Source organism: Hydrogenophaga pseudoflava, from assembly GCF_004353865.1.
Classification (GTDB): Bacteria; Pseudomonadota; Gammaproteobacteria; order Burkholderiales; family Burkholderiaceae_C; genus Hydrogenophaga; species Hydrogenophaga pseudoflava.
Window position 1 is genome coordinate 4,542,193 of sequence record NZ_CP037867.1, and the last position, 25,951, is coordinate 4,568,143.

26 protein-coding genes are annotated in these 25,951 nt (G+C 70.3%); 13 read left to right on the plus strand and 13 right to left on the minus strand.

The genetic code is table 11. The features are described 5' to 3' along the window. Positions 1 to 98: 98 nt before the first annotated feature. Complete coding sequence (gene eat / locus HPF_RS21865) at positions 99 to 1,493, minus strand: ethanolamine permease (protein ID WP_133157814.1); 1,395 nt, start codon at positions 1,491 to 1,493, stop codon at positions 99 to 101. Between the two features lie 235 nt (positions 1,494 to 1,728). On the opposite strand from eat, the gene HPF_RS21870 reads away from it, so the two are divergent. The 4 genes from HPF_RS21870 to HPF_RS21885 all read left to right on the plus strand — a co-directional run bounded on the left by HPF_RS21870 (position 1,729) and on the right by HPF_RS21885 (position 5,934). Continuing rightward, the gene (locus HPF_RS21870) at positions 1,729 to 2,703 is read left to right on the plus strand and encodes a helix-turn-helix domain-containing protein (RefSeq protein ID WP_133157815.1); all 975 of its coding nucleotides are present in this window, start codon (positions 1,729 to 1,731) and stop codon (positions 2,701 to 2,703) included. 94 nt (positions 2,704 to 2,797) lie between these two features. Further along, positions 2,798 to 3,439 carry a LysE/ArgO family amino acid transporter gene (locus HPF_RS21875; protein ID WP_079367406.1) on the plus strand — a complete coding sequence of 214 codons (642 nt, stop codon included), beginning with the start codon at positions 2,798 to 2,800 and terminating at the stop codon, positions 3,437 to 3,439. A 16-nt stretch (positions 3,440 to 3,455) separates the two neighbouring features. Beyond that, a complete protein-coding gene (locus HPF_RS21880) occupies positions 3,456 to 5,123 on the plus strand; it encodes a flavin monoamine oxidase family protein (RefSeq protein ID WP_133157816.1) in 1,668 nt (555 codons plus the stop codon). 4 nt (positions 5,124 to 5,127) lie between these two features. Next, positions 5,128 to 5,934 (plus strand): carbon-nitrogen hydrolase family protein, encoded by an 807-nt coding sequence (locus HPF_RS21885; protein ID WP_207959236.1) that lies wholly within the window; start codon positions 5,128 to 5,130, stop codon positions 5,932 to 5,934. On the opposite strand, the gene HPF_RS21890 is transcribed toward HPF_RS21885, so the two are convergent. From HPF_RS21890 to HPF_RS21910, 5 genes are all read right to left on the minus strand, one after another. After that, complete coding sequence (locus tag HPF_RS21890; protein WP_165961756.1) at positions 5,925 to 6,716, minus strand: S1 family peptidase; 792 nt, start codon at positions 6,714 to 6,716, stop codon at positions 5,925 to 5,927. The two genes, HPF_RS21885 and HPF_RS21890, sit on opposite strands and share 10 nt — an antisense overlap. Positions 6,717 to 6,720: 4 nt before the next feature. Continuing rightward, on the minus strand, positions 6,721 to 7,719 hold the full coding sequence (locus HPF_RS21895; RefSeq protein WP_079367403.1) for a LysR family transcriptional regulator: 999 nt from the start codon (positions 7,717 to 7,719) through the stop codon (positions 6,721 to 6,723). Between the two features lie 83 nt (positions 7,720 to 7,802). Beyond that, on the minus strand, positions 7,803 to 8,189 hold the full coding sequence (locus HPF_RS21900; RefSeq protein WP_164868453.1) for a DUF4189 domain-containing protein: 387 nt from the start codon (positions 8,187 to 8,189) through the stop codon (positions 7,803 to 7,805). Between the two features lie 111 nt (positions 8,190 to 8,300). Then, a complete protein-coding gene (locus HPF_RS21905) occupies positions 8,301 to 9,218 on the minus strand; it encodes a hydroxymethylglutaryl-CoA lyase (RefSeq protein WP_133157819.1) in 918 nt (305 codons plus the stop codon). A 7-nt stretch (positions 9,219 to 9,225) separates the two neighbouring features. Beyond that, positions 9,226 to 10,443: a CaiB/BaiF CoA transferase family protein gene (locus HPF_RS21910; protein WP_133157820.1), complete on the minus strand. Its 1,218-nt coding sequence runs from the start codon at positions 10,441 to 10,443 to the stop codon at positions 9,226 to 9,228. 123 nt (positions 10,444 to 10,566) lie between these two features. Here HPF_RS21910 and HPF_RS21915 point away from each other — a divergent pair, with 123 nt between their 5' ends. The 3 genes from HPF_RS21915 to HPF_RS21925 all read left to right on the plus strand — a co-directional run bounded on the left by HPF_RS21915 (position 10,567) and on the right by HPF_RS21925 (position 14,510). Then, positions 10,567 to 11,484, plus strand: coding sequence for a LysR family transcriptional regulator (locus HPF_RS21915; protein ID WP_133157821.1), 918 nt, complete (start codon positions 10,567 to 10,569; stop codon positions 11,482 to 11,484). 76 nt (positions 11,485 to 11,560) lie between these two features. Continuing rightward, on the plus strand, positions 11,561 to 12,271 hold the full coding sequence (locus HPF_RS21920; protein ID WP_079367399.1) for a haloacid dehalogenase type II: 711 nt from the start codon (positions 11,561 to 11,563) through the stop codon (positions 12,269 to 12,271). 34 nt (positions 12,272 to 12,305) lie between these two features. Next, positions 12,306 to 14,510 (plus strand): malate synthase G, encoded by a 2,205-nt coding sequence (locus HPF_RS21925; protein ID WP_133157822.1) that lies wholly within the window; start codon positions 12,306 to 12,308, stop codon positions 14,508 to 14,510. A gap of 138 nt (positions 14,511 to 14,648) precedes the next feature. Here HPF_RS21925 and HPF_RS23720 read toward each other — a convergent pair whose 3' ends face one another. Both HPF_RS23720 and HPF_RS23725 read right to left on the minus strand, forming a co-directional pair. Beyond that, positions 14,649 to 15,050, minus strand: a complete 402-nt coding sequence (locus tag HPF_RS23720; RefSeq protein ID WP_066156782.1) for a tautomerase family protein — start codon at positions 15,048 to 15,050, stop codon at positions 14,649 to 14,651. Positions 15,051 to 15,052: 2 nt separating this feature from the next. Then, positions 15,053 to 15,259 carry a hypothetical protein gene (locus HPF_RS23725; protein WP_066156786.1) on the minus strand — a complete coding sequence of 69 codons (207 nt, stop codon included), beginning with the start codon at positions 15,257 to 15,259 and terminating at the stop codon, positions 15,053 to 15,055. Positions 15,260 to 15,397: 138 nt separating this feature from the next. Here HPF_RS23725 and HPF_RS21935 point away from each other — a divergent pair, with 138 nt between their 5' ends. The 4 genes from HPF_RS21935 to HPF_RS21950 all read left to right on the plus strand — a co-directional run bounded on the left by HPF_RS21935 (position 15,398) and on the right by HPF_RS21950 (position 19,353). Beyond that, positions 15,398 to 16,324 carry a LysR family transcriptional regulator gene (locus tag HPF_RS21935; RefSeq protein ID WP_133157824.1) on the plus strand — a complete coding sequence of 309 codons (927 nt, stop codon included), beginning with the start codon at positions 15,398 to 15,400 and terminating at the stop codon, positions 16,322 to 16,324. A 7-nt stretch (positions 16,325 to 16,331) separates the two neighbouring features. Further along, positions 16,332 to 17,036, plus strand: coding sequence for a hypothetical protein (locus HPF_RS21940; RefSeq protein WP_066156791.1), 705 nt, complete (start codon positions 16,332 to 16,334; stop codon positions 17,034 to 17,036). Between the two features lie 14 nt (positions 17,037 to 17,050). Further along, a complete protein-coding gene (locus HPF_RS21945; RefSeq protein WP_133157825.1) occupies positions 17,051 to 17,347 on the plus strand; it encodes a hypothetical protein in 297 nt (98 codons plus the stop codon). Positions 17,348 to 17,535: 188 nt separating this feature from the next. Further along, positions 17,536 to 19,353 (plus strand): methyl-accepting chemotaxis protein, encoded by a 1,818-nt coding sequence (locus tag HPF_RS21950; protein WP_243721644.1) that lies wholly within the window; start codon positions 17,536 to 17,538, stop codon positions 19,351 to 19,353. A gap of 7 nt (positions 19,354 to 19,360) precedes the next feature. Here the strand turns inward: HPF_RS21950 and HPF_RS21955 are convergent, their stop codons facing one another. Then, positions 19,361 to 20,620 (minus strand): cytochrome c, encoded by a 1,260-nt coding sequence (locus HPF_RS21955; protein WP_133157827.1) that lies wholly within the window; start codon positions 20,618 to 20,620, stop codon positions 19,361 to 19,363. Further along, the gene (locus HPF_RS21960) at positions 20,617 to 21,306 is read right to left on the minus strand and encodes a c-type cytochrome (protein ID WP_424955184.1); all 690 of its coding nucleotides are present in this window, start codon (positions 21,304 to 21,306) and stop codon (positions 20,617 to 20,619) included. The genes HPF_RS21955 and HPF_RS21960 overlap by 4 nt, the downstream gene beginning before the upstream one ends. Positions 21,307 to 21,421: 115 nt before the next feature. On the opposite strand from HPF_RS21960, the gene HPF_RS21965 reads away from it, so the two are divergent. Beyond that, positions 21,422 to 21,652: a cysteine-rich CWC family protein gene (locus HPF_RS21965; protein ID WP_079367392.1), complete on the plus strand. Its 231-nt coding sequence runs from the start codon at positions 21,422 to 21,424 to the stop codon at positions 21,650 to 21,652. A 36-nt stretch (positions 21,653 to 21,688) separates the two neighbouring features. On the opposite strand, the gene HPF_RS21970 is transcribed toward HPF_RS21965, so the two are convergent. Beyond that, positions 21,689 to 23,167: a DegQ family serine endoprotease gene (locus HPF_RS21970; RefSeq protein WP_133157829.1), complete on the minus strand. Its 1,479-nt coding sequence runs from the start codon at positions 23,165 to 23,167 to the stop codon at positions 21,689 to 21,691. Between the two features lie 92 nt (positions 23,168 to 23,259). Here HPF_RS21970 and HPF_RS21975 point away from each other — a divergent pair, with 92 nt between their 5' ends. Beyond that, complete coding sequence (locus tag HPF_RS21975) at positions 23,260 to 23,949, plus strand: DUF1345 domain-containing protein (RefSeq protein WP_165961757.1); 690 nt, start codon at positions 23,260 to 23,262, stop codon at positions 23,947 to 23,949. On the opposite strand, the gene HPF_RS21980 is transcribed toward HPF_RS21975, so the two are convergent. Both HPF_RS21980 and HPF_RS21985 read right to left on the minus strand, forming a co-directional pair. Further along, entirely contained in the window at positions 23,950 to 25,287 is a 1,338-nt protein-coding gene (locus tag HPF_RS21980; protein WP_133157830.1) for an ATP-binding protein, read from the minus strand. It lies immediately after the preceding gene. Continuing rightward, positions 25,284 to 25,943: a response regulator gene (locus tag HPF_RS21985; protein WP_133157831.1), complete on the minus strand. Its 660-nt coding sequence runs from the start codon at positions 25,941 to 25,943 to the stop codon at positions 25,284 to 25,286. Before HPF_RS21985 ends, HPF_RS21980 begins: the two co-directional genes overlap by 4 nt. Between the last annotated feature and the right edge of the window lie 8 nt (positions 25,944 to 25,951).

Here is a 25,951-nt window from a genome sequence, read left to right on the forward strand (position 1 = left end):
CTCGCGCAGGCTGCCGAAGCGATGTGTGTGGTGTCCCAGCGTCGCGCTCAAGTTCACGTCAGCGGCTCCTCGGTGGGGGTCGGATCAAACGGTGGATTTCATTCTGCCGCAGCGGCCAGCATCGCGTCGTGCGGCGCGGCGTCGCGCTGGGCGACGGTGAGGCGGAAATAGAGATAGCACACGGCCATGAAGCCCAGGAAGATGACCGAGAGCAGCTGGTTGAAATACACCACCGCCGCCAGGCAGACCAGGCCACAGACGATGGCAATCGCCGGGAACAACGGGTAGAGCGGCGCACGGAAGGGGCGGTCCAGCTTCGGCTCGGTGGCGCGCAGCTTGAACAGCGAGGCCATGGACATGATGTACATCACCAGCGCGCCCAGCACCGCCATGGTGACGATGTTGGCCGTCAGCGGCAGGCCGCCGATGGTGACCCACTGGTCGCTGAACACGGCCGCGATGCCCACGATGCCACCGCCGACCAGCGCATTGACCGGGGTGCGGAAGCGCGGGTGGACCTTGGCGAACCAGGCCGGCAGGTAACCGGCGCGGGCCAGCGCGAACATCTGGCGCGAGTAGCCCAGCACGATGCCGTGGAACGAGGCGACCAGGCCGAACAGGCCGATCCACACCAGCATGTGCAGCCAGCCGCTGGACTCGCCCACCACCATCTTCATGGCCTGGGGCAGCGGGTCGTTGATGTTGGACAGCTTGGACCAGTCGCCCACGCCGCCGGCCATGACCATGACCAGGAAGGCCAGCGCCACCAGGGTCAGGATGCCGGTGATGTAGGCGATGGGGATGGTGCGCTTGGGGTCCTTGGCTTCTTCGGCGGCCATGGCCGCGCCTTCGATGGCCAGGAAGAACCAGATCGCGAACGGGATGGAGGCGAAGATGCCGGCCCAGGTGCCCATGCTGAAGTCGGGCGAGCCGGCCCAGCCGTTGGCGGTGAAGTTGGCCAGCGACCAGCCCGGGGCGACGACGCCGGCGAACACCAGCAGCTCGATCACGGCCAGGATGGTGACGAACAGCTCGAACGCCGCCGCAATGCCCACGCCCACGGCGTTGAGCGCGATGAAGATGACGTAGGCGCCGACCGCCGCCCACTTCGGGTCCAGCGACGGGTACTGCACGTTCAGGTAAGCCCCGATGGCCAGCGAGATCGCCGGTGGCGCAAACACGAACTCCACCAGCGTGGCAAAACCCGCGATGAAGCCGCCGGTGGGCCCGAAGGCACGGCGCGCGTAGGCGAACGGGCCGCCCGCGTGCGGGATGGAGGTGGAGAGCTCGGTGAAGCTGAAGATGAAGGTGGTGTACATCAGCGCCACGAACAGCGTGGCCACCAGAAAGCCCAGGGTGCCGGCGCTGGCCCAGCCGTAGCTCCAGCCGAAATACTCGCCGGAAATGACCAGACCGACGGCGATGCCCCAGAGCGAGAAGGTGCCCAGCACGGGCTTGAGCTCCCGGGCGACCTGTTTGGATGCGGATGACATGGCGTGTCCTCGTGAGGTGTGAAAGTGATGCCCGAGACCTGGCTCGGACGACCCGGCGTGCATCGTGCGGCGTCCACCGCCCTCCGCGGTATCCCGGATCGGAAACTCGCTCCCACCCCGGTGCATTTTTCCGAAATGGGATAGCCGGGTGCGGGTTTTCCATCAGTCCGCGCGTGGCACGGAACTTGATACTCCCGCTGCATCCCGGCGCTGCGCGTGCCGAAGGAGCCCTGCCATGCCCACATCCAGCCCTGCCCAGCCCGCCTGCTTCCGCGTCAAACGCACGCGCGAAGTGGACGTGCACGCCCGCAACCTCGACGCCTGGGACCAGGACTACGTTCAGACGTCGCCGGGCGTGTTCCAGGGCCAGGTGCGGGAACTGTTCGACGGCCCGCTGCAGGCCTTCGAGGAAGTGGCCAACTGCGCCACCAGCCAGCACTGCCGACCCTGGCGGGGGGGCGTCTGGCTGGGCCTTTCAGTGCCCGAACAGCCCGCCGGCCTGCGCTTCATGGGCCGGCCGGTGGGCGGGCACGAACTGATGATTTCCGACGGCAGCGAGGCCTTCGACCTGCAGGTGCCGGCAGGCCACGGCCTCTACGGCCTGGTGTTCGACCCGGCCGAGCTGCAGGCCCATGTGCGCACCCGCGACCAGGCCGATGCGGCCCCGGTGCGCGGGCCGGGGGTGCGGGTGCAGACCCTGACACCCACCCTGCGCTTTCGCCTGGTCGGGCTGATGCGCGAGGTGCTGCGCGGCCTGGAGGCCGACCCCGGCGTGCTGCACCACGAGGCCAGCCGCCGCAGCCTGCGCGAGGCGCTGTTCTCGGTGCTGGGCGACACGCTCATGCCGAACGGCCAGGCCGACGCGGTCACGCCGCGCCAGCAGCGCCGGCAGGACGTGGTGCGCCGCGTGCGCGAACTGGTGACCGAACAGCCGCAGGAGTACCTGGGCGTGGAACGCCTGTGCGAGGCGCTGCACATCACCCGCCGCACACTGCAGAACTGCTTCCAGGACAGCCTGGGCATCAGCCCCGCCAGCTACCTTCGCCTGGTGCGGCTGAACGCGGTGCGGCGCGAGCTGCGCGACGCGGACGCCGACCAGACCATCGGCGACGTGGCGGCGCGCTGGGGCTTCTGGCACATGGGCCATTTCAGCCACGACTACAAGGCGCTGTTCGGGGAATCCCCCTCGAACACGCGCACCGCGGCTTGAGCAACCCATCGAATTGGTTGATTCCTTTTTAACAAACTAGATTTCGAGTTGAAATGGTTTAACAAAACCAGCGGCGGCGGCAGACTCCTGCCCCATGACCCTCGCATTCCCCACCTTCACCGCCGGCATGGTGCTCAGCATGTCGCTCATCATGGCCATCGGCCCGCAGAACGCGCACGTGCTGCGCATGGGCCTGCAGCGCCAGCACCTCTGGCTCACCGTCGCCGTCTGCGCGCTGGCCGACATCGTGCTCATCTCGCTCGGTGTGTTCGGCCTGGCCCAGCTCGGTGGCCTCTCTGACAAGCTGCTGGGCGCGCTCATCGGCGCCGGCGTGCTGTTCCTGGGCGTGTACGGCTGGCAGGCGTTCCAGCGCTTCCTCAGGCCGCAGGCGGCCGCCCCGCTGGCCACCGCCCAAGCAACGAGCCAGCAGGCGCCCGCCCCGATCAGCCAGCGCCAGGCCATCCTGTCGGCCCTGGCCTTCTCCTGGCTCAACCCGCACGCCTGGCTGGACACCGCCGTGCTGATCGGCACCGCCTCGCTGGCCTATGGCCCGGGCAGCAAGGCCTTCGGCCTGGGCGCCGCCACCGGCTCGGTGGTGTGGTTCCTGGTGCTGGGCGCCGCGGCGTTCTGGCTCGGCCGCCGGCTGAACTCGCTGCACATCTGGCGCGTGCTGGACGGTGTGGTCGCGCTGATGATGTGGGGCACCGCCGCCTGGCTGGTCGCCGGATTGTTCTGAAGCCCAAGGAGCCCCCATGAGCGCCACCCGTCCCGCCAATGCCCCGGTCACCACCTTCGGCCCGGACTTTCCATTCGCCTACGACGACTGGCTGACCCACCCGCAGGGCCTGGCCACGCTGCCGGCCAGCGCGCGCGGCACCGAGGTCGCCATCGTCGGCGCCGGCATGGCCGGCATGACCGCGGCCTACGAGCTGATGAAGCTCGGCCTCAAGCCCGTCATCTACGAGGCCTCGCGCATGGGCGGGCGCCTGCGCTCGCAGCCCTTCGAGGGCGGCCAGGGCGTGGTGGCCGAGCTGGGCGGCATGCGCTTCCCGGCCTCGTCCACCGCCTTCTTCCACTACGTGAACCTGCTGGGGCTGGAGTCGAAGCCCTTCCCCAACCCGCTCACGCCCGCAGCCGGCAGCACAGTGGTCGACCTGGAAGGCCAGACCCACTACGCCCGCACACTGGCCGACCTGCCGCCGCTGTTCCGCGAGGTGGCCGACGCCTGGGCCGCGGCGCTGGACGAGCTGGGCTTCGGCGACCTGCAGCAGGCGCTGCGCCAGCGCGACGTGCCCAGGCTCAAGGCGCTGTGGGACGCGCTGGTGCCGCTGTGGGACGACCGCACCTTCTACGACTTCGTGGCGCAGTCGAAGGCGTTTTCGAAGCTGTCGTTCCGCCACCGCGAGGTGTTCGGCCAAGTCGGCTTCGGCACCGGTGGCTGGGACTCGGACTTTCCCAACACCATGCTGGAGATCCTGCGCGTGGTGCTGACCGGCTGCGACGAGGACCAGCACCTGATCGTGGGCGGGGTGCAGCAGGTGCCACTGGGGCTGTGGCAACACGCGCCCGAACAGATCACCCACTGGCCGGCCGGCACCTCGCTCGCCCGCCTGCACGGCGGCGCCACGCGGCCGGGCGTCACCGCCATCCGGCGTGCCCCCTCGGGACAACTGGCCGTCACCGACAGCTGGGGCACCGAACGCGAGTACCCCGCCGTGCTGGTGACCTGCCAGAGCTGGCTGCTGACCACGCAGATCGCGGTCGAAGAGTCGCTGTTCTCGCAGAAGCTGTGGATGGCGCTGGACCGCACGCGCTACATGCAGTCGAGCAAGACCTTCGTGATGGTGGACCGCCCGTTCTGGAAGGACGTGGATCCGGCGACCGGCCGCGACACGATGAGCATGACGCTGACCGACCGGCTCACGCGCGGCACCTACCTGTTCGACAACGGGCCGGACAAACCCGCGGTGATGTGCCTGAGCTACGCGTGGATGAGCGACGCGCTCAAGATGCTGCCGCACCCGCCCGCCAAACGTGTGCAGCTGGCGCTGGACGCGCTGCGCAAGATCTACCCCACGGTGGACATCGCCGGCCACATCGTCGGCGACCCGATCACGATCTCGTGGGAGGCCGACCCCTACTTCCTGGGTGCCTTCAAGGGCGCCCTGCCCGGTCACTACCGCTACAACCAGCGCATGTACGGCCACTTCATGCAGGACAGCCTGCCGGCGGCCGAGCGTGGCATCTTCCTGGCCGGCGACGACATCTCGTTCACGCCCGCCTGGGTCGAGGGCGCGGTGCAAACCTCGCTGAACGCGGTCTGGGGCATCGTGCACCAGCTGGGCGGGCAGTGCCCCGCCGACAACCCCGGGCCAGGTGAGCTGTTTCCCACACTGGGTCCTGTGGCCTTGCCAGAATGACGGCGTGAACGACCTGCACATCGCCCTCTGGCAGACCCCGCACCCGGCCAGCACCGCCGAGGCGCTGCAGCGCCTGGACACGGCCTGCGCGCAGGCGCGCGCGCAAGGCGCCGAGCTGCTCATCACGCCCGAGATGTTCCTCACCGGCTACGCCATTGGCCTCGAACGCGTGGCGGCGCTGGCCGAGCCGGCCGACGGCCCGCTGGCGCAGGCGGTGGCGGGCATCGCGCAGCGCCACGGCATCGCCGTTGTCTATGGCTACCCGGAGCTGAACCCGCACGGCCGGCCGTTCAATGCAGCGCAGGCCATCGCCCCCGACGGCACGCGGCTCATGAACTACCGCAAGACCCACCTGTTCGGCGACATGGACCGCGTGCAGTTCAGCCCGGGCGGCGCGGCGTCGCAGGTCTTTGAATGGCGCGGCTGGCGCCTGGGGCTGCTGATCTGCTACGACGTGGAGTTCCCGGAAACCGTGCGCCTGCTGGCACTCCAGGGTGCCGACGCGGTGCTGGTGCCGACGGCCAACATGGTGCCGTTCGACGAGGTGCAGCGCGTCCTGCTGCCCGCGCGGGCGCTGGAGAACCGCCTGTTCCTGGCCTACGCCAACGCCTGTGGCCGGGAAGGCGGGCTGCACTACAACGGCCTGAGCCAGGTGAACGCGCCGGACGGGAGCGCTCTGGCTCGGACCGGCGCAGGAGAAACCCTGCTGAGGGCCGCCCTGCAAACCTCGGCGCGGACCGCCACTCCCGCGGCGCAGCTGCAGGACCGGCGCAGCGACCTCTGCGGGCCGCTGGCGCAATCTCAGAGGTAGGCCGCTTCGGGCGCCTGGGCGCGGATGAAGTTGATCACCGACGGCCCCTGGGCGTTGGTGAACAGCGAACCGTCGCCCTTGCCGCAGTCGACCACCGTGCCCGAGGACGTGATGCCGATCAGCGCCGGCTGACCACCCACCGTGCGGTAGGCCGGACCACCCGAATCGCCGCTGCAGGTGTTGCTCAGCTCACCCGAGTAGGTGTAGCCGATGCTGGTTTCGTTGACCGTGGTCAGCGTGGCAAAGCCGACCGCCAGGTCGAAGCCGGGCGCGCCCCAGCCGGCCACGTAGATCGGCTGGCCGGGCGAGGACGGCTGGCTCACCAGCAACGGCATGGTCGGGTTGGGCAGCGCCTGCTGCAGCACGATCACCGCCGCATCGTTGAGCAGCGCGTTGGTGCTGCGCTGGTACTGCGGGTGCACGGCCCAGCGGCTGGCGGGCACGCCGACCACGGTGCCGTCCCCACGCCAGAGCCCCGCCAGCACGCGCCGGGTGCCACCCGGCAGGCAGTGCGCCGCCGTGAGGATCTTGGTGGGGGTGATCAGCGTGCCGGAACACACCGCCGTGCCCGAGCTGGTGGACACGTTGAGCAGGATGACCGACGAGCGCTCCGGAGTCCCGCAGTTGGCGCCGTTGAGCACCTTGGGTTGCAGGCCCATGCTGCCGCACATGGACTCCGCGCTGGGCAGCGAGGCGTCGTCGCCGCCCCCGCAAGCCGCCAACAACACCGCCGCAGCGGCGGCTGCCACCGTGGCCATCACTCCCTTGCCGATCCTGTTCATGGATTCACCCTGTTGGTTGAGAAATGGGGAAGGGCCGACCCGCCGGCCCCGTCGCAGCCGCCAATGTACCGCCGGCCCAGAAGTCGGCCTGCGCATAGTGGTGCTTGAGGAAGTCGATCCACAGCCGCACCCGCAGCGCCAGGTGCTTGCGCTGAGGGAACAGCGCGTAGATGCCGTTGGGCGGCGCGGCGTACTCGTCCAGCACGGTTTCGAGCCGGCCTGCCGCGATGTCGGCCTCCACCTCCCAGGTGCTGCGCCAGGCAATGCCGTAACCGGCCAGGCACCACTCGCGCAGCACCTGCCCGTCCGAACAGTCCAGCGGCCCACCGGGGCGCAGGTGCACGATCTCGGCCTCGGCTCCTTCGGAAGCGCCTTCGCCGGGCGGCATGCGAAAGGCCCAGCCCCGGGTCTGGGACGCGTCGGACGACAGGGTCAGGCAGTCGAAGCGTGCCAGGTCGGCCGGGTGGGCGGGGCGGCCGTGCCGCCGCAGGTAGTCGGGCGTGGCCACGCACATGCGGCGGTTGTCCGCCAGCCGCACGCTCACCAGGGACGAGTCCGGCAGGTCGCCGACCCGCACCGCGCAGTCGTAGCCCTCGCCCGCGAGGTCGACCACCCGGTCGCTGAGATTGAGCGAGATCGTGACCTCGGGGTGCAGTTCGCGAAAACGCGGCACCAGCGGCGCCACGTGGCGGCGCCCGAAACCGGCAGGGGCCGTGATGCGCAGGTGGCCGCTGGCCTTGACGCCGCCCGCGCTGACGCTGGCCTCGGCGTTGGCCAGGTCGGTCAGCAGGCGCTGGCAGTCCTCGATGAAGGCGCTGCCCTCGTGGGTCAGCGTGATGCGGCGCGTGGTGCGCACCATGAGCTTGACGCCGAGGCGGGACTCCAGCGCATCCAGCCGCCGGCCGATGATGGCCGGCGCCACGCCCTCGGCCTTCGCGGCGGCCGTCAGGCTGCCGCGCGTGGCCACCGAGACGAAGGTTTCGAGCTGCTTGAGCTTGTCCATGGGCCCGCAGATTACCCCATCAAAAGGAGGCAATCAACGGGACTTCTGGACAGATTTTTTACCTGGGTGTTACGCCGGAGCGATCAGTTGCACTGGGCAGGCAGGTTGGGAATCTCGGTGCAAGCCTGTCCGCCCTTGGCCGCACAGGAATTGTTCGCCGCGGTCTGCGCGTCGAAGGCCGAGCCCCCGGCGCCCACACCCCAGACCCAGGCACCGGATGCCGTCTGTCCCTGGGCAATGGCACCGCACTCCTCGAACTGCAATACCACCTGGCAATCGCCGGCATCGCACTCGTCGCGCGCTGCGTCGTTGGCGATCGACTGGGTCAAGGCTTCGGAAGCAATGCCCACCCGGTTGGTCGACGCACTGACAGCGATGGAGCCGTAGCCATTGCTGTCGCCGCCCCCCCCGCAAGCCGCCAGCGTCACGGCGGCGATCAGGGCCGCACCCCAGGTCCACAACTTCTTCATGGGTTTCCTCCTCAGGAATGGATAAGCATGGACGCCCGATGCGCCCATCGCGAGCAGTCTAAGACAGCTCGCGCTCCACGTCTTGATCCAGATCGCCACTTTGCGCACGAATCAGAGGGGCCACCCCTTGGGCAACCCGGCCTCGGGCGTCATGCCGTACACCGGCTCGCCGGGCAGACCGGCCTGGAGCGGTTCGCGCGCGGCGATGAGCTGGCCGATGTCCACGCCCGTGGACACGCCCATGGCCTCGAACATGAACACCAGGTCTTCCGTCACCACGTTGCCGCTGGCGCCCGGCGCGTAGGGGCAGCCGCCCAGGCCGCCGAGCGAGCTGTCGAAGGCGCGCACGCCCACGTCGTACGCCGCCAGGCAGTTGGCCAGACCCAGGCCACGCGTGTTGTGCATGTGGGCCGCGCCGGCCCTCTCGCCCAGTTCGGCGCGCAGGCGGGTGAACAGGCGCCTGACTTGGGCCGGATTCGCCATGCCGGTGGTGTCGGACAGGCCGACCTCGTCCACGCCCGCGTCCACGCAGGCCACGGCCAGCGCGATCACCTCGTCCTCCGGCACCAGCCCCTGCAGGGTGCAGCCGAACGCGGTGGACAGGCCGACCTCCACCGGCACGCCGGGCGCGACCTCGTTGCGCAGCGCCACCACCTCGCGCAGCTCGGCCACCATCTGCTCGCGCGTCTTGCGCACGTTGGCCAGCGAATGCGCCTCGCTGGCCGAGACCGGCAGCGTGAGCTTGTGCACCCCGGCGGCCAGCGCGGCCTCGGCGCCGCGGCGGTTGGGCACCAGGGCCATCACCGTCAGACCCGGCAAGGTGACGGCGTGGCGCACCACCTCGGCCACGTCGGCCATCTGCGGCAGCAGCCTGGCGGGCACGAAAGAACCCACTTCGATTTCGCGCAGGCCGGCCGCGGCCAGCGCGTCGATCCAGCGGCACTTGTCCGCCGTCGGCATGGTGGCCTTGACGGACTGCAGGCCATCGCGCGGCCCCACCTCGCTGATGTGAACGTCGGGTGTGCTCATGCCGGCCTCACGCGACCACCGCCTGCTGGCGCAGACGTTCGATGTCGGACGCCGCGTAGCCCAGGCCGTGCAGCAGCTCGGTGGTGTGCGCGCCCATGCGCGGTGGGTCCAGCCGCACGCCGGGGCGCTGGCCGTCCAGCGTGAACGGGAACAGCGTGGTCTTGACGGTCTGGCCGGCGCGCTCGCCGTCGGGCAGGGTGATGTCGGCCAGGCCACCAGTGGCCAGCAGGTGCTCGTCGGCATACAGCTCTTCGGGCTTGCGGATCGGGGCAAACGGCAGGCCGACCTTCTCGAACAAGGCCGCCAGGTCGGCCGCGCGCCAGCCGGCCAGGCGCTCGCGCAGGATGGGCAGCAGCTGCGAACGCAGCTTCACGCGGGCGTTGTTGTCGGGGTACCGCGGGTCGGCCTTGAGGTCGGCAAAACCCAGCGCGTCGCAGAAGGTCACCCACTGCGCGTCGCTGACGGCCGCCAGGAAGATCTGCTCGCCGTCCTTCACGGTGAACACGTCGTACACCGCCCAGGCCGATATGCGCTCGGGCATGGGCGCCGCCGGCTTGCCGGTGATGGCGTACTGCAGCATGTGCTGGCCCACCAGGAAGACGTTGTTCTCGAACAGCGCGCTCTGCACCTCCTGGCCCTTGCCGGTGATGCCGCGCTGGATCAGCGCACCCAGCGCCCCGATGGCGCCGAACATGCCACCCATGATGTCGTTCACGCTGGTGCCCGCGCGCAGCGGGTCGCCGGGCCGGCCGGTCATGTAGGCCAGGCCGCCCATCATCTGCACCACTTCGTCCAGCGCGGTGCGGTGGTCGTAGGGGCCGGGCAGAAAGCCCTTGAGGCTGATGTAGATGCAGTGCGGGTTGACCTGCGAGAGGGCCGCGTAGTCCAGCCCGTACTTGACCATGGTGCCGGGCTTGAAGTTCTCGGCCACCACGTCGGCGCTGGCGGCCAGGCGGCGCGCCACCTCGGCGCCCTCGGGCTGGCGCAGGTCGATGGCGATGCTCTTCTTGTTGCGGTTGAAGAGTGGAAAAAAGCCCGCGCCCGAGCCCAGCAGGTGGCGCGTGCGGTCGCCGTCGATGGGCTCGACCTTGATGGTCTCGGCCCCCATGTCGGCCAGCACCATGCCGCAGGTGGGGCCCATGACCATGTGGGTGAATTCAACGACGCGCAGGCCGGTGAGCGGCAGCGGGCGGGAGGGGGCGGCGTCCCCGGCGGTCTGGTTCATGCGAAGTCTCCGTTCTGGGCATCTGGGTGTACGGCCCGGCGAACGGCAGTTTAGGCTTTACCAAAACAGCGCAAAGCGGTATTTTTTCGCCCTTGGTATTCCATACTGGAAATTCTTGACCTCATGCGCGACCTGGATCTCACCAATTTGCGGCTGTTCGTGGCCGTCTGCGACCACCGCAACATCGTCCGCGCGGCCGCCGAGGCCCACCTGACGGCCAGCGCGGTCAGCAAGCGCCTGGCCCAGCTGGAGGCGCAGATCGGCACGCCGCTGCTGACCCGGCGCCGCCACGGGGTCGAGCCCACGCCCGCCGGCGAGAGCCTGCGCGAACACGCGCGCGAACTGCTGCTGGGCGCCCAGCGCATCGAGCGCGACATGGCGGCCTTCGCGGCCGGCGTGCGCGGCCAGGTGCGCCTGCTGGCCACCGCGTCGGTCATGGCGGCGCCACTGCCGGGCGATGTGGCCGGTTTCCTGGCACAGCCGGCCCACGAAGGCATTCAGGTGGAACTGGCGTCGCGGTCGGGCGCGCAGGTGGTGCAGGGCATCCGCGACGGCGTGGCCTCGCTGGGCATCTGCTGGCACAGCCCGCACGGCACCGACCTGCGCGGCCTGTCGCACACCCCCTACCGCAGCGACCGGCTGGGGCTGGTGCTGCCCCGGGGGCATGCGCTGGCCGGGCTGGCGCGGGTGCGGCTGGCGCAGGCGCTGGACAACCCCTTCGTCGGCCTGCCGGTGGACAGCGCGGTGCAGGCGCTGATGCTGCGCGCCGCGGCCGAGCTGGGCCACACGCTGCGCTACCGCATGATCGTGACCGACTTCGATGCCGCGCTGCGCGTGGTGGCCACGCGGCTGGCGGTCAGCGTGATGCCGGTGGCGGTGGCCCTGCCCCGGGCCGAGGGCCTGGGGCTGACCGTGGTGCCGCTGGACGAGGACTGGGCCGAACGCCGCTTCGCGATCTGCTACCGGGACGAAGCCGACCTGGGCCCTGCCGCCCGCCTGCTGCGGGACCACCTGGTGCGACAGGCCGCCGTCGCCAGCTGATTACATTCTTTTTTGTCACAGATAAATCAAAATTCAGGTGATTAATAAGGAGACAAGTCTCGAATAAAGTGGCGGGATGGAAAAACCCCGCGCGGTTCTGTTCGACGCCTACGGCACGCTGTTCGACGTGTACAGCGTGGGCCTGCTCGCCCAGCAGCTGTTCCCGGGCCAGGGCGCCCGGCTGGCCACCGTGTGGCGCGACAAGCAGATCGAATACACCCGGCTGGTGACCACCAGCGACCAGGGCGCGCCCCATCAGCCCCACTACCGCCCGTTCTGGGAACTGACCCAGGCCGCCCTGACCTACGCCATCAAGCTGATCGAACCGGCCGCCCGCAGCGACTGGGCGGCCTACGAGGCCAAGGCCACGCAGCTGATGAACCAATACCGTCACCTGAGCGCCTTCCCGGAGAACCGCGAGGTGCTGCAGGCCCTCAAAAGCCGCGGCATCGTCACCGGCATCCTGAGCAACGGCGAACCGCAGATGCTGGGCATCGCCGTGCGCAGCGCCGGGCTGGAAGGCCTGCTGGACCACGTGATCAGCGTGGACGGCGTGCGCAAGTACAAGACCCACCCCGACGCGTATGCGCAGGGCGAGAAGGTGACCGGCCTGACGCGCCAGCAGATCGTGTTCGTCAGCAGCAACGCCTGGGACGCGCTGGGCGCGACCTGGTTCGGCTACCGCACGCTGTGGGTGAACCGCCAGAACCAGCCCTTCGAGGAACTGGGCACCCCGCCCACGCGCACGGCCACGAACCTGCGCGAGGTCCTCGCCTTCTTCGACTGATTTCCTTTTCCTTTTGAACCGACGGAGTCCTTCCATGACGCAACGCACCAGCATCCACGGTCTGCAGGTTTCCACCGACCTGTACCAGTTCATCAACGAGCAGGTCCTGCCCGGCACCGGCGTGAGCGCCGAGAGCTTCTGGAAGGGCTTCGACGCCATCGTCACCGACCTGGCGCCCAAGAACGCCGCCCTGCTGGCCGAGCGCGACCGCCTGCAGGCCGAGCTGGACACCTGGCACAGCGCCAACCCCGGCCCGATCCTGGACATGGCCGGCTACCGCAAGTTCCTGGAAACCATCGGCTACCTCGTGCCCGAGCCCAAGAAGGTCAAGGCCACCACGAAGAACGTGGACGACGAGCTGGCCACGCAGGCCGGCCCGCAGCTGGTGGTGCCCATCCTGAACGCCCGCTACGCCCTGAACGCCGCCAACGCGCGCTGGGGCAGCCTGTACGACGCGCTGTACGGCACCGACGTGATCAGCGAAGACAAGGGCTGCGAGAAGGTCGGCAAGAAGGGCGGCTACAACCCCAAGCGCGGCGCCAAGGTCATCGAGTACTGCCGCTACGTGCTGGACCGCTGCGCCCCGCTGAAGAAGGGTTCGCACGTCGGCTCCACCGGCTACAAGGTCAACAAGGACGGTGAACTGGTCGTGGGTCTGGCCGAAGGCGGCACCTCCAAGCTGGCCGACAAGAGCCAGTTCATCGGCTTCCAGGGCGAGGCCAAGACGCCCACCGCCGTGCTGCTCAAGCACAACGGCCTGCACCTGGAGATCCAGATCAACCGCGCCACCGCCATCGGCAAGACCGACGCCGCCGGCGTGAGCGACCTGGTGGTCGAGGCCGCGCTGTCCACCATCCTGGACCTGGAAGATTCCGTGGCCGCGGTGGACGCCGAGGACAAGGTGCTGGCCTACCGCAACTGGCTGGGCATCCTGCAGGGCACGCTGACCGAGTCGTTCGAGAAGGGCGGCAAGACGATGACGCGCGGCCTGAACGCCGACCGCGAATACACCGGGGCCAACGGCAAGAAGGTCCGCCTGCACGGCCGCTCGCTCATGTTCGTGCGCAACGTGGGCCACCTGATGACCAACCCGGCCATCCTCTGGGGCGCGGAAGGCAAAGAGATTCCCGAAGGCATCATGGACGCGATGGTCACCACCGCCATCGCCATCCACGACCTGAAGAAGAGCAAGAAGGACGCGATCCGCAACTCGCGCAAGGGCTCGGTCTACATCGTCAAGCCCAAGATGCACGGCCCGCGCGAAGTGGCCTTTGCCTGCGAACTGTTCAGCCGCGTCGAGAAGGTGCTGGGCCTGGCCGACAGCACGGTCAAGCTGGGCATCATGGACGAGGAGCGCCGCACCTCCGTCAACCTCAAGGCCTGCATCGAAGCCGCCGCCAGCCGCGTCGCCTTCATCAACACCGGCTTCCTGGACCGCACCGGCGACGAGATGCACACCGCCATGTTGGCCGGCCCCATGGTGCGCAAGGGCGACATGAAGACCAGCGCCTGGATCCAGAGCTACGAGCGCAACAACGTGCTGGTGGGCCTGTCCTGCGGCCTGCGCGGCAAGGCACAGATCGGCAAGGGCATGTGGGCCATGCCCGACCTGATGAAGGCCATGCTGGAGCAGAAGATCGCCCACCCCAAGGCCGGCGCCAACACCGCCTGGGTGCCCTCGCCCACCGGCGCCACGCTGCACGCCCTGCACTACCACCAGGTGCTGGTGTCCGACGTGCAGAAGGAGCTGGAGAAGGTCAAGGCCGACAAGCTGCGCGACGACCTGCTGACCGGCCTGCTGACCGTGCCAGTGAGCGCCAACCCGAACTGGACCGAGGCCGAGAAGCAGGCCGAGCTGGACAACAACATCCAGGGCATCCTGGGTTACGTGGTGCGCTGGGTCGACCAGGGCGTGGGCTGCTCCAAGGTGCCCGACATCAACGACATCGGCCTGATGGAAGACCGCGCCACACTGCGCATCTCCAGCCAGCACGTGGCCAACTGGCTGCACCACGGTATCGTGACCGAGCAGCAGGTGCGCGAGACCTATGAGCGCATGGCCGCCAAGGTGGACAAGCAGAACGCCGGCGACAAGCTCTACCAGCCCATGGCGGGCAACGTGGCCACCAGCAAGGCTTACCAGGCGGCCCTGGACCTGGTGTTCAAGGGCAAGGAACAGCCGAGTGGCTACACCGAGCCGCTGCTGCACGCGTGGCGTCTGAAGGTGAAGGCTGCCTGAGGCCAGAGCCCACCCCCGCGCCGCACCTGCGGTGCGTCACCCCCTCAAGGGGGCAACGCCTGCGGCCTGGCAAAGCCAGTTCCGCGGCGTTCTGGACCAAAACACGGCGCTCCGAGGGGCGCCGTTTTCTTTGGGTGTCTACAAGGTGGCGCGCGCCAGCTGCCTCGCCCGCTGTGTCCGGCCTCCGTAGCCCCAGTCCGTCGCCGGCAGCTCGCGCACCGTGACGTAGCTCGCCACCTCGAAGCCGCCGTCGGGTGCCAGCTGGCGCTGCAGCTCGTCGAACGCGGCGGCGATGAAGCGGGCCTTCTCGTCCTCTGTGTTGGTGCCGGCGGTGATGCCGATCTCCAGCAGCGCCGCGGTGCCCGCCACCGTGCGCCCGCCGACGCACCAGCGGGCCCGCGGCAGGTCGTCGATCACCACCGCAGTGACCTCGGGCCGCTTGTGCAGGAGCTCGGCGGTGAGGGCGGTGAGCGCCGCGGCCAGCGCCTGGTAGCGCTCGGGGTTCTGCAGTGGGGTCACCTTGAGCAGCAGCGTGGGCATGGTCAGACCTCCATCAGGCGGACTGCGTGAGCGCCATGTCCGCGATGCGCAGCGAGGCGGCGGACCCGTGCGCCCAACCGCTCGGCCCAGCCCTGTCCGAAGCGCTGCACCGCTGCCTGCCGCTCGCGCTTGGCCTGGTGCTGCAGGGCGTCGAACAGGGCCGCGTGGGCCTGGGGCGAAAGGGTCTGGTGCAGGTGTTCGGTGCGCATGGCGGGCTCCTGTCGGCATGAAATGAAGGGGTGCAGCGACTCTAGGCAAGCCCCCTTCAGCGGGAAACGGCGGGCGGCTCAAAACGGTTTTGCAATCCGTGCAAGGCCCTGCGCACCGACGCGGACTACCATCGCCGCATGGACGCGCTCGCCTTCGACGACCTCAAGCTGTTCGCCCGCGTGGCCGCGCTGGGCAGCCTGTCGGCGGCGGCGCGCGAGCGCGACGTGCCGGTGAGCCAGGTCTCGCGCGCGCTGAGCCGGATCGAGAAGACCTGCGGCGCCCGCCTGGTCCACCGCTCCACCCACGGGCTCTCGCTCAGCGCCGAAGGCGAGATCTTTCTTGAACACTGCCAGCGCATCACCGGCGCACTCGACGGGCTGCAGGCCGACTTCGCGCAGCAGTCGGGCGAGGCGCGCGGCCTGGTGCGCGTGGCGGCCAGCACCGTGATCGCGCAGTACCTGCTGCTGCCCAGCCTGAACGCACTGAGCGCGCAGCACCCCCAGCTGCGGGTGGAGCTGGAGGTGAGCGACCGGCTGGCGGACATGGCGCGCGAGGGCATCGACATCGCCATCCGCACCAGCACCGACCTGCCCGAAACCCAGGTGGCGCGGGCGCTGGGCCAGCTGGGCCGCGCGCTCTACGCATCGCCCGCCTACGCGGCCCGCGCCGGCCTGCCGCAGCACCCCGACGAGCTGCACCAGCACCGGCTGATCAGCAACACCGCGGCGCCAAACCTCAACCGCTGGCCTTTCGTGGTCGACGGCACGCCCTGCCGCCGGACCATCGACGGCCACTGGCGCACCAACGACACCGGCCTGGCCGCCAACATGGTGGTGCAGGGCCTGGGCATCGGCCGGCTGGCCACCGTGGCCGCGGCTCCGCTGGTGCAGCAGGGCCTGCTGGTGCCGGTGCTGGCGGACTTCGTCGATCCGCAACCGGTGCCGCTGTACGCGGTGACCGCCAGCGCGCGCCAGCGGCTGCCCAAGATCCGCGCCTGCATCGACTTCTGGGCTGGCTGGATCGCCAGCGACCGCACGCCGAATCTCGCGGCTTCCGCGGGGTGATCACGCCATGCGCCTGCCCTTCGCCCTGCCACTGACCCTCGCCTTGAGCCTGTCCCTGCTGCCCGCTCCGGCGCTGGCCCAGCAGCCGTCCGTCCGGTGGCAGGCCCAGTGTGAGGCGCAGCTGCCGCCCACGGTGATCGAGGTGAACGCCGAACCGGCCCCCGTGCGCCACCGCAACGACCGCAGCATCGCCGACCTGATGCAGGTCCAGCGCCTGCCGCAGGAACACGCCTTCACCCTGGGCCTGACCGAGTTGCAGCTGGGCACGCGCATCGCCTTCCGCAGCCCCACGCTGAGCCACCCGCGCGAGCGCCTGGTGTGCATGCGCCCGGCCATCACCGTCACGCTCAGCCTGGACCCGCACGTGGTGTCGGTGGCCAGCGAGTTCGAGGAAGGCAGCTGCGCGCACCGCCACATCCTGGCCCACGAGATGCGCCACGTGCAGGTCAACCAGCTCACGCTATCGGCAGCGGCCGAGCGCATGCGCGAGGGCATGCGGCAGTCCTTCGGCAACAAGATCTACTACGGCGAACCCAAGGAGCTGCAGGAGCGCCTGACCCGCCACATCCGCGAGCAGTGGCTGCCCTGGGTCGATGCGCAGATGAAGCACACGCTGCAGCGCCACCGCGAGATCGACACGCCCGAGGAGTACGCGCGCAACCGCACGGCCTGCGGCGGCGAGATCGCGCGCACGCTGGACGCCATGCGCTGAACCCGGAACCACCCATGTCCCTGAACTACCTGATCTTCGACGCCGCCGACGATGGCGAAGGCACCGGCAGCTGGGAGGCCGTCGCCAGCGTGCGCCGCGCCGACCTGCCGGCGGTGATGGCCGAGGTGGAGGCCGTGCTGGCGCTCGCACAGCGCGAAGCACCCGGACCGCGCGGTCCGCTGGACGAAGGCGGCGCCTGGGACGCCGACACCCAGGTGCACGAGGATGGCGACTGGACCGAGGTCCGGCTCACGCTGACCGGGCCCTGGGACTGGGGCGAAGCCCTGGTGGCCGACTTCAGCGGCCTTTGAACATCGGCCGGCACCACACGCTGCACGAAGTGGCGCCGGCGCGGCGAAAAGGAGGGGATCCGCCCGTCTGTTCGGGCTCAAGTGCCGTTCGACTTTGGCCGATCATGAACAACCCCGAGGTCTCGCCTACCAGGCCAGACCGTCCAACGCATTCATCAGATGCGGTGTTTCCGTCCAATGAGGTCAACGTGATCCCAGCTTCGTCAAAATTTCTTCGCCTGTCGATCAAGGCCCGCCTGGTCCTGACGGTCGCCGTGCTGGTGGTGGTCAGCCTGGTCGTCGTCAGCACCTTCAACTTCCTGAGCCTGCGCTCGACCACCCGGGCATCGGTGAACGCCTCGGCGCAAAGTCTGGCCCTGGCGCGCGCCGAGGGCATCGGTCAGTGGGTCGCCAGCAAGTCGGCCGTGGTGGGTGCGCTGTTGCCCGCCACCCAGGTGGAAGACCCCATGCCGGCGCTCACCCAGGCGGTCAGGAGCGGGTTCTTCGACACCACCTACATCGGCTACCAGGAAAAAAGGGCGATCTTCTCGAGCCCGCAGAACCTGCCGCCCGACTGGGACCCGACCGGACGGCCCTGGTACCTGCAGGCGGCCAATGGCCAGGGCGTGGTGCTGACCGAACCCTATGTGGATGCGGGCAGCAAGAAGCTGGTCATGACCTTCGCGGTGGCCGACCGCAACGGCAGCGACACGCGGGCGGTGGCCGCCGGCGACGTGTTCATGGACGTGGTGGCCGCGGCCGTGACCGCCATCAAACCCACGCCGTCGAGCGATGCCTTCGTGCTGTCGGCCGAAGGCAAGGTGATGGTGCACAGCAACCTGGATCTGGTGCTCAAGGAGGCGTCCAGTCTGAGCCCTGCGCTGACCCCGGCGGCGGTGGCGGCGCTGGGCGCCGACCTGACCGAGGTGGACATCGGCGGCACCGCCCGCCTGTTGACCGCGGTGCCGGTGGCGGGCACCAACTGGAAGCTGGTGATCTCGCTGCACAAGGGCGAAGCGCTGGCCTCGGTGTCGAACTTCCTGCTGCAGTCCCTGATCGGGGCTGTGGTGGTGACCGTGGCGGCCGTGCTGCTGGCGGGTGTGGTGGTCGCGCGTTCGCTCCAGCGCCTGGACCGCCTGCAGGCGGCCATGCAAGACGTGGCCTCGGGCGACGGTGACCTGACCAAGCGGCTGGACGCGAGCGGGCACGACGAGCTGGCGCGCATTGCCCAGGGCTTCAACGCCTTTGTCGACAAGATCCAGGCCACGCTGCGCGACATCCGCGCCACCAGCGACGCCGTGCATGAAGCGTCACGCGAGATCGCCAGCGGCAACCACGACCTGTCGTCGCGCACGGAGTCGGCCGCCTCCAGCCTGCAGCAGACCTCGGCCACCATGGAGGAAATGACCTCGGCGGTGGCGCAATCGGCGCAGTCGGCCCAGGAGGCCAACCAGATTGCCGGCGGCGCGGCCGCCTCGGCCGAAAAGGGTGGCGAAGTGGTGGGCCAGGTGGTGGCCAGCATGGAAGCCATCACCCACAGCTCGCGCAAGATCAACGACATCATCTCGGTGATCGATGGCATCGCCTTCCAGACCAACATCCTGGCGCTGAATGCGGCGGTGGAAGCGGCCCGCGCCGGCGAACAGGGTCGGGGATTCGCCGTGGTGGCCGGCGAGGTGCGCAACCTGGCGCAGCGCAGCGCCGAAGCGGCCAAGGAGATCAAGCAGCTGATCGGTCGCTCGGTCGAAAGCGTCGAGGCCGGCTCGGCCCTGGTGGGGCGCACCGGCGAGGTGATGCAGGAGATCGTGCAGAACGTGCGCCGCGTCTCGCAGATGATGCAGGAGATCGCCACCGCCTCGTCCCAACAGCGATCAGGCATCGAGCAGGTGGGCATGGCCATCGGCAACCTGGACCAGATGACCCAGCAGAACGCCGCGCTGGTCGAGGAAAGCGCCGCTGCGGCCAGCGGTCTGCAGGATCAGGCCGAGCGCCTGGCCCGCACCGTGGGCCAGTTCCGCATCGGCTGATCCCCCCTCAGCGCACGCGCTGCACGTCCAGCGGGTTCACCGGGTTCGCCTGGTGGCCCCAGCTCTGGCGCAGGAAGCTCGCCACCGCGGCGATCTCCGCGTCCTGCAGCAGGGTGCGGAACGGCGGCATGCCGTAGGGGTGCGGATGGCCCGGTGTGGACGGCGCGAAGCCGCCGCCGACGATGGCCTGCAGGGCGTTGGTGGGGTCGTCCATGGTGACCACGCGGTTGCCTGCCAGCGGCGGGTACGCGCCCTGGCGGCCCTCGCCCTGCTCGCCGTGGCAGTCGGCGCAGTGCTGCCGGTACAGGCGCCCGCCGGTCTCCAGCAGCCCTCCGTCGGCGCGCTTGAAGGCCGGAGGTTCACTGGCTTTCACAGGCAGGCTCTTCAGGTAGCCGGCCATGGCGTTCACATCGGCCTCGGGCAGGTACTGCATGCCGTGGAACACCACCTCGGCCATCGGCCCGGCCACGCTGGCGCCTTCCACGCGGCCGTTCTTCAGCAGGGCGGCCACGCGCTCCACCGGCCAGTCCTGCACGCCCGCCTGGCGCGGGTCGAGCAGCGAGGGCGCAAACCAGCGGCCATCGGGCAGGCGCTCGCCGCCGAAGGCCTCGGTGGTCGCGCCCCAGGCGTTGCGCGTGCCGTGGCAGGCGGCGCAGTGGGCGACGCCGTTGACCAGATAGGCGCCGCGGTTCCATTCGGCGCTCTGCGCGGCGTCGGGCTGGAAGCGGCCAGGCTCGAAAAACAGCGCGCGCCAGACCGCGAGCGCGGGCTGGGTGCCGTAGGGGAAGCGCAGCGCGTGCGGCGTGTTCGGCTGGCGCACCGGCGGCAGGCTGCGCAGGTGCGCCCAGAGCGCGGCCACATCCTCGTCGCTCAGGCGGGTGAAGTGGGCATAGGGAAACGCGGGGTAGAGCAGCCGGCCGTCGCGCGAGCGGCCTTCGTGCAGCGCGCGCTGGAAGGCCTGCTGCGACCAGGCGCCCAGACCGGTCTCGGCGTCGGGCGTGAGGTTGCCGGCATAGAGGTCACCAAACGGCGTGCCGATGCGGCGACCGCCCGCATAGGGTGCGCCCCCGCGCTCGGTGTGGCAGGCCATGCAGTTGCCGGCGCGCGCCAGTTCGGCGCCGCGCGCCAGCAGCGTGGGGTCGGCGGGTGCGGCGTCGGTCGCGGGCGGCAGCGCAGGCGCGTGCATTTCCACAGCGATCACGGCGCCCAGCAGGGCCAGGCCCGCGACGAAGACGGCGGCGATCCAGCGCAGGGGGCGGCGGCTCATTTCGCAGCTCCCGGCGCAGGCGGTGTTAGCCCGCAGCGCAGCGGCAGTGGCTCGGTGGTGGGTGCGGCCGGGTGCGGGTCGGCCGGCAGCGGCTGCGCGGCGAGCCAGCTGGCCACGGCCGCCACATCGGTGGGCGAGAGACGCTGCGCCACATGGGCCATGCAGTCGGGCGCAAAGGCCTTGCGCAAACCGGTCTGCCAGGCGCCGAGCTGGCCGATCAGGTAGTCGCGCGGCAGGCCCAGCAGGCCGGGCACGGCGGGCCGCACACCGGTCATGGCCGCGCCGTGGCAGGCGGTGCAGGCCGGCAGATCACGCGCCGGGTCGCCGCGGCGCACCAGCGCCTCGCCGCGGGCCAGATCGGCGGCGCTGCCCTGCGGCGGCAGCGGTGGCGGGTAGGGCAGGTCCAGCGATGCAAAGTGCTGCGCGATCAGGCGCAGGTAGTCGTCGCTCAGGTGGTCCAGCAGGTAGCGCATGCCGTCGTTGTTGCGCCGGCCGTCGCGGAAGTTCAGCAGCTGGTGGTAAAGGTAGTCGGCCGGCTTGCCCGCGATGCGCGGGAAGAAGCCACCCGGCGTGGCGCGGCCTTCTTTGCCGTGGCAGAGGGTGCAGGCCTGGACGCGCTGGTCCATGGAGTGGGGAACGGTGCGCGGATCGGCCGCCGCCGCGCCGCCAACGGCGAGTGCAAGCACGAACGACACAAGAAGGGGAAAGGGTGACAGGGACAGCACGGAAGACCTTGGACAGAGCAGTGCAAAAAGTACCACAGGGCGTGGATGACTACACTGATCAGAACCGGCCTTTTCCATGCAGACCACACCCACCTCCGACCCCACCCGCTGCCCGCTCTGCGGCGGCGACAACCGCTGCGCGATGGAGCTTGAGCGCGCGACCGGCCAGCCCCAGCCGCCCTGCTGGTGCGTTGATACCGCGTTCCCGCCCGGCCTGCTGGCGCAGCTGCCCGCGGAAGCCGAAGGCAAGGCCTGCATCTGTGCCGCCTGTGTGGCGCGTTTCGCCGGTGAAGGTCTCGGGCCCTGAACCCGGCACACCGCGCGCCCGCGGTGCCGGGCACCATCAGCCCAGTTTCACCGGCACGAAGATGCGGTCGCCGTCGCGCTGGATCAGCAGCGCCACCGACTTCTGGGCCTTGGCCACCGCCGCACGCACCTGGTCGATGCTGGTCACCGGCGTGCCGTTGACCGCCACCAGCAGATCACCCGGCTGCACACCGGCGCGGGCCGAGGCACCGGCCACGTCCTCGATCACCAGGCCGCCGTCCACACCCGCCTCGCGCTTTTCCTGCGGCTGCAGCGGCCGCAGCGCCAGCCCCAGGCGGCCCTGGCTTGCGGCCTTGTCGGTCTGGGCCACCTCGGCCTTCTTGTCGCCCGCATCGCCCAGCTGCGCGCTGAGTGTTTCGCGCTTGCCTTGGCGCGCGAGTTCGAGCGCGACCTTCTCGCCCGGGCTGGCCTGGCCGATGTAGGCCGGCAGGTCGGCCGAGGACACGATGGGCTGGCCGTTGACGCTCAGGATCACGTCGCCAGTCTTCAGCCCGGCCTGGGCCGCCGGGCCACCAGGTTCGACGCCAGAGACCAGGGCTCCCTCGGGCTTGTCGAGCTTGAAGGAATCGGCCAGCGCCTGGTTCACCTCCTGCACCGTCACGCCCAGCCGCGCATGGCTGGCCTTGCCGGTGGCGACGATCTGGTCGCGCACCTTGCTGGCCACCTCGATCGGGATGGCGAAGGACAGGCCCTGATAGCCGCCCGAGCGGCTGTAGATCTGCGAGTTGATGCCCACCACTTCGCCGCGGGCGTTGAACAGCGGCCCGCCCGAGTTGCCGGGGTTGATGGCCACGTCGGTCTGGATGAAGGGCACCAGGCTGTCGTCGGGCAGCGAGCGGCCCTTGGCGCTGACCACGCCGACGGTCACGCTGTTCTCGAAGCCGTAGGGCGCGCCAATGGCCAGCACCCATTCGCCGGGCCGCATCGACTTGGAGCTGCCCAGCGGCACCACGGGCAGGTTCTTCGCGTCGATGCGCAGCACCGCCACGTCGGTGCGCGGGTCGGTCCCGAGCACCTTGGCCTGGAACTCGCGCCGGTCGGTGAGCTTGACCGTGACCTCGCTGGCGTCCTGCACCACGTGGGCGTTGGTGAGGATCAGACCGTCGCTGCTGACGATGAAGCCCGAGCCCTGGCCGCGCACCGGCTGCTCCGAGGGCCCGCCGCGCGGGCCGGCGAAGCCCGGGAAGCTGCGGAAGAAGTCGTAGAAGGGGTCCCGCGGGTCGAGCCCGGGCACGCCGGCCCGCTCCTCGTCGGACACCTTGCGCATTCCGCTGACGCTGATGTTGACCACGGCCGCACCGTGGCGCTCGGCGATGCCCGCGAAGTCGGCCTGTCCCGGGCTGGTGGCGGGCGCCGCCGCCACCACGGCGGACGGCGAAGGCGCAGCGGCACTGGCATGCGAACCGTGCAGCCAGGTGGCGCCGGCACCGCCGATCGCACCGGCGGCCGCCAGGGCCAGCACCAGACGGGTGGGGGTGAGGGTGTTGAGTTGCATGATCGCTCCTGTGAAATGGGTTGGACTGGCCAAGAATGTGGGCGCGTTCACTTAGACGGGGCTTAATCCGCCCGCGGTGGCACACTGGCCGCATGAGATCGCACCCCCTGCACGGCCTGCACTGGTCGGCCCGCTTCAGCGCCCTGGAACGCCAGGCGCTGGCGCTGCTGCCCGGGGTGCTGACCGGCCTGGCGGTGGCGCGGCTGGTGGCGGCGCCGGCCGGCACCGCCCTGCTCTGCGGCTGGGTCGCGTACTGCACCACCTACCTGGGGCTGATGGCCCACCTGGCCCACCGCCTCAACGCCGCCGACACCCGCCGCCGCGCCCAGTGGGAAGACCCGGGCGCGGCCATGCTGTTCGTGCTGGTCACGCTGGCGGGGCTGGCCTGCCTGGTGGCCGTGGCCATCGCCGCCGACGCCGGCGCCCACCTGCGCGGCGCGCCGCGCATGGCCCACCTGGCGCTGATGGTGCTGTCGCTGATGGGCGCCTGGCTGCTGATCCAGAGCGTGTTCGCGCTGCACTACGCGCGGCGCTACTACCGGCCGGACGGGCATGACCGCCCGCACGTGGGCGGCCTGGCGTTTCCGGGCGGCGAGGCGCCCGACTACCTGGACTTCTTCTACTTCAGCGCGGTGATCGGCATGACCTCGCAGGTCTCGGACGTCGCCATCACCGAGCGCTCGCTGCGCCGGCTGGCCACGGGGCACGGTCTGCTGTCGTTCGCCTTCAACCTCACCGTGCTGGCACTGGCGGTGAACGTGCTGGCCAGCACGCTGGCCTGATCAGGCCGCCGGCAGCTCCAGCCGCACGCGCAGGCCGCCCAGCGTGGGCGAGGCGTCCAGCCGCAGCGCGCCGCCGTGCATCTGCGCCACCGACTGCGCGATGGCCAGCCCCAGGCCGCTGCCGGTGGAAGGCGCGTCGGGCAGGCGGTAGAAGCGGTCGAGCACGCGCGTGCGCTCGGCCTCGGGAATGCCCGGGCCGCTGTCCTCCACCACCAGCGCCACCCTGCCCGCTGCTTCGCCGGCCAGCACACCGACCTCGATGCGGCCAGCGGCCGGCGCGTACTTGATGGCGTTTTCGATCAGGTTGCGCAGCAGCAGGCGCAGCGCGTCGGCATGGCCCGTCACCATCGCCGTCTCCAGGCCCGACAGCCCCAGCGCCTGCGAGCGGGCCTGGGCATCGGCCACCGCCTCGCCGATCACCGACCTCGCCAGCGCCGCCAGGTCCAGCGGCGCGGCCGGGGCGCCCTCGGCCTGCCGCGCCTGCTGGCGCGCCAGCTCCATCAGCTGGCCGACCAGCCGTGTGGCGCGGTCGATGCCGGCGTCCAGCCGCTGCAATGCGCGCTCGCGGGTCTCGACGCCCTCGGCGCGGCGCAGGCCCTGCACCTGCAGCTTGAGCGCCGCCAGCGGCGAGCGCAGCTCGTGGGCCGCGTCGGCCACGAAGCGCTGCTGCACCTCAAAGGCCTGGCCCAGGCGCTGCAGCAGGCCGTTGAATTCCTGCACCAGCGGGCGGATCTCGTCGGGCAGGTCCTGCCCGGCCAGCGGCGCCAGGTCGTCGGCGCTGCGCGCAGCCACCTGCTCGCGCACCCGCGCCACCGGGGCCAGGGTGCGGCGCACCAGCCAGCCCACCGCCAGCATCAGCACCGGCGCCAGCCACAGCACCGGCGCGGCCGTGCGCAGCGCCAGGTCGCCGGCCATGCGCTGGCGCACCGCCATGTCCTGCGCCACCTGGATCACCAGGCCACCGGTGATGACCGAATAGACGCGGTAGGTGGTGCCATGCGCCACCACGTCGGCAAAGCCCAGCACCGCGCGTGCGGGCAGTTCGGGCCGGTCGGCCGAGCGCAGCAGCAGCGAGCCGTCGACCGACCAGATCTGCAGCACGAAGTCGAAGTCCTGCTGCGACGGCGGCACCGGCAGCACGCCGGTGGCCAGGCCCTCGGGCAGGCCGGCGCGCAGGGTCTGGGCGGTCTGGCGCATCTGGTAGTCGAACAGGGCGTCGGCCTCGGCCCGCGCCGCGCGCCAGGCCAGGGCGGCCTGCAGCAGCGCGGTGGCCAGGATGGCCAGCAGCACGAACACCAGCAGGCGGGCGCGCAGGGAGGTGGGCCAGCGCAGCGTCATGCCCTGGGCACCAGGTAGCCGACGCCGCGCACGTTCTGGATCAGGTCGGCGCCCAGCTTCTTGCGCAGGCCGTGGATGTAGACCTCGACCGCGTTGGAGCTGATCTCGTGCTTCCAGTCGTAGAGTTTTTCTTCCAGCTGCGCGCGCGAGAGCACGAGCCCCGGCCGCGCCAGCAGCGGCTCCAGCACCGCCCACTCACGCCCCGAGAGCACCACCGGTTCGCCATTCACCGTGACCTCGCGCGTGGCCGGGTTGATGCACACGCCCTGGTGCTCGTAGACCGGCTCCGCCCGGCCCGAGGCGCGGCGCAGCAGGGCGCGGATGCGCGCCAGCAGCTCGTCCATCTCGTAGGGTTTGACCACGTAGTCGTCGGCCCCGGCGTCCAGGCCTTCGACGCGCTGGGCCAGGGCGTCGCGGGCGGTGGCGATCAGCACCGGCACGCGGGAACGGCGTGCGCGCAGCCGGCGCAGCACCGACAGGCCGTCCTGCCGCGGCAGGCCGAGGTCGAGCAGCACCAGGTCGTAGTCCTGGGTGCGCAGGGCCGTGTCGGCAGCGTCGCCGTCGCGCACCCAGTCCACGGCGTACTGCTCGGCGCGCAACAGGTCGAGCACCGATTCGCCGATCATCGAGTCGTCTTCCACCAGCAAGAGGCGCATTGCAAACC

Bases quoted from the DNA above. Each gene is read 5' to 3' on its own strand.
- HPF_RS21940 (WP_066156791.1), top strand. From the start codon at position 16,332: ATGCGCCTGCCCTTCGCCCTGCCACTGACCCTCGCCTTGAGCCTGTCC.
- HPF_RS21965 (WP_079367392.1), top strand. From the start codon at position 21,422: ATGCAGACCACACCCACCTCCGACCCCACCCGCTGCCCGCTCTGCGGC.
- eat (WP_133157814.1), bottom strand. From the start codon at position 1,493: ATGTCATCCGCATCCAAACAGGTCGCCCGGGAGCTCAAGCCCGTGCTG.
- HPF_RS21985 (WP_133157831.1), bottom strand. From the start codon at position 25,943: ATGCGCCTCTTGCTGGTGGAAGACGACTCGATGATCGGCGAATCGGTG.
- HPF_RS21980 (WP_133157830.1), bottom strand. From the start codon at position 25,287: ATGACGCTGCGCTGGCCCACCTCCCTGCGCGCCCGCCTGCTGGTGTTC.
- HPF_RS21920 (WP_079367399.1), top strand. From the start codon at position 11,561: ATGGAAAAACCCCGCGCGGTTCTGTTCGACGCCTACGGCACGCTGTTC.
- HPF_RS21875 (WP_079367406.1), top strand. From the start codon at position 2,798: ATGACCCTCGCATTCCCCACCTTCACCGCCGGCATGGTGCTCAGCATG.
- HPF_RS21975 (WP_165961757.1), top strand. From the start codon at position 23,260: ATGAGATCGCACCCCCTGCACGGCCTGCACTGGTCGGCCCGCTTCAGC.
- HPF_RS21955 (WP_133157827.1), bottom strand. From the start codon at position 20,620: ATGAGCCGCCGCCCCCTGCGCTGGATCGCCGCCGTCTTCGTCGCGGGC.
- HPF_RS21895 (WP_079367403.1), bottom strand. From the start codon at position 7,719: ATGGACAAGCTCAAGCAGCTCGAAACCTTCGTCTCGGTGGCCACGCGC.
- HPF_RS21910 (WP_133157820.1), bottom strand. From the start codon at position 10,443: ATGAACCAGACCGCCGGGGACGCCGCCCCCTCCCGCCCGCTGCCGCTC.
- HPF_RS21905 (WP_133157819.1), bottom strand. From the start codon at position 9,218: ATGAGCACACCCGACGTTCACATCAGCGAGGTGGGGCCGCGCGATGGC.
- HPF_RS21970 (WP_133157829.1), bottom strand. From the start codon at position 23,167: ATGCAACTCAACACCCTCACCCCCACCCGTCTGGTGCTGGCCCTGGCG.
- HPF_RS21935 (WP_133157824.1), top strand. From the start codon at position 15,398: ATGGACGCGCTCGCCTTCGACGACCTCAAGCTGTTCGCCCGCGTGGCC.
- HPF_RS21870 (WP_133157815.1), top strand. From the start codon at position 1,729: ATGCCCACATCCAGCCCTGCCCAGCCCGCCTGCTTCCGCGTCAAACGC.
- HPF_RS23725 (WP_066156786.1), bottom strand. From the start codon at position 15,259: ATGCGCACCGAACACCTGCACCAGACCCTTTCGCCCCAGGCCCACGCG.
- HPF_RS23720 (WP_066156782.1), bottom strand. From the start codon at position 15,050: ATGCCCACGCTGCTGCTCAAGGTGACCCCACTGCAGAACCCCGAGCGC.
- HPF_RS21915 (WP_133157821.1), top strand. From the start codon at position 10,567: ATGCGCGACCTGGATCTCACCAATTTGCGGCTGTTCGTGGCCGTCTGC.
- HPF_RS21925 (WP_133157822.1), top strand. From the start codon at position 12,306: ATGACGCAACGCACCAGCATCCACGGTCTGCAGGTTTCCACCGACCTG.
- HPF_RS21890 (WP_165961756.1), bottom strand. From the start codon at position 6,716: ATGAACAGGATCGGCAAGGGAGTGATGGCCACGGTGGCAGCCGCCGCT.
- HPF_RS21945 (WP_133157825.1), top strand. From the start codon at position 17,051: ATGTCCCTGAACTACCTGATCTTCGACGCCGCCGACGATGGCGAAGGC.
- HPF_RS21880 (WP_133157816.1), top strand. From the start codon at position 3,456: ATGAGCGCCACCCGTCCCGCCAATGCCCCGGTCACCACCTTCGGCCCG.
- HPF_RS21900 (WP_164868453.1), bottom strand. From the start codon at position 8,189: ATGAAGAAGTTGTGGACCTGGGGTGCGGCCCTGATCGCCGCCGTGACG.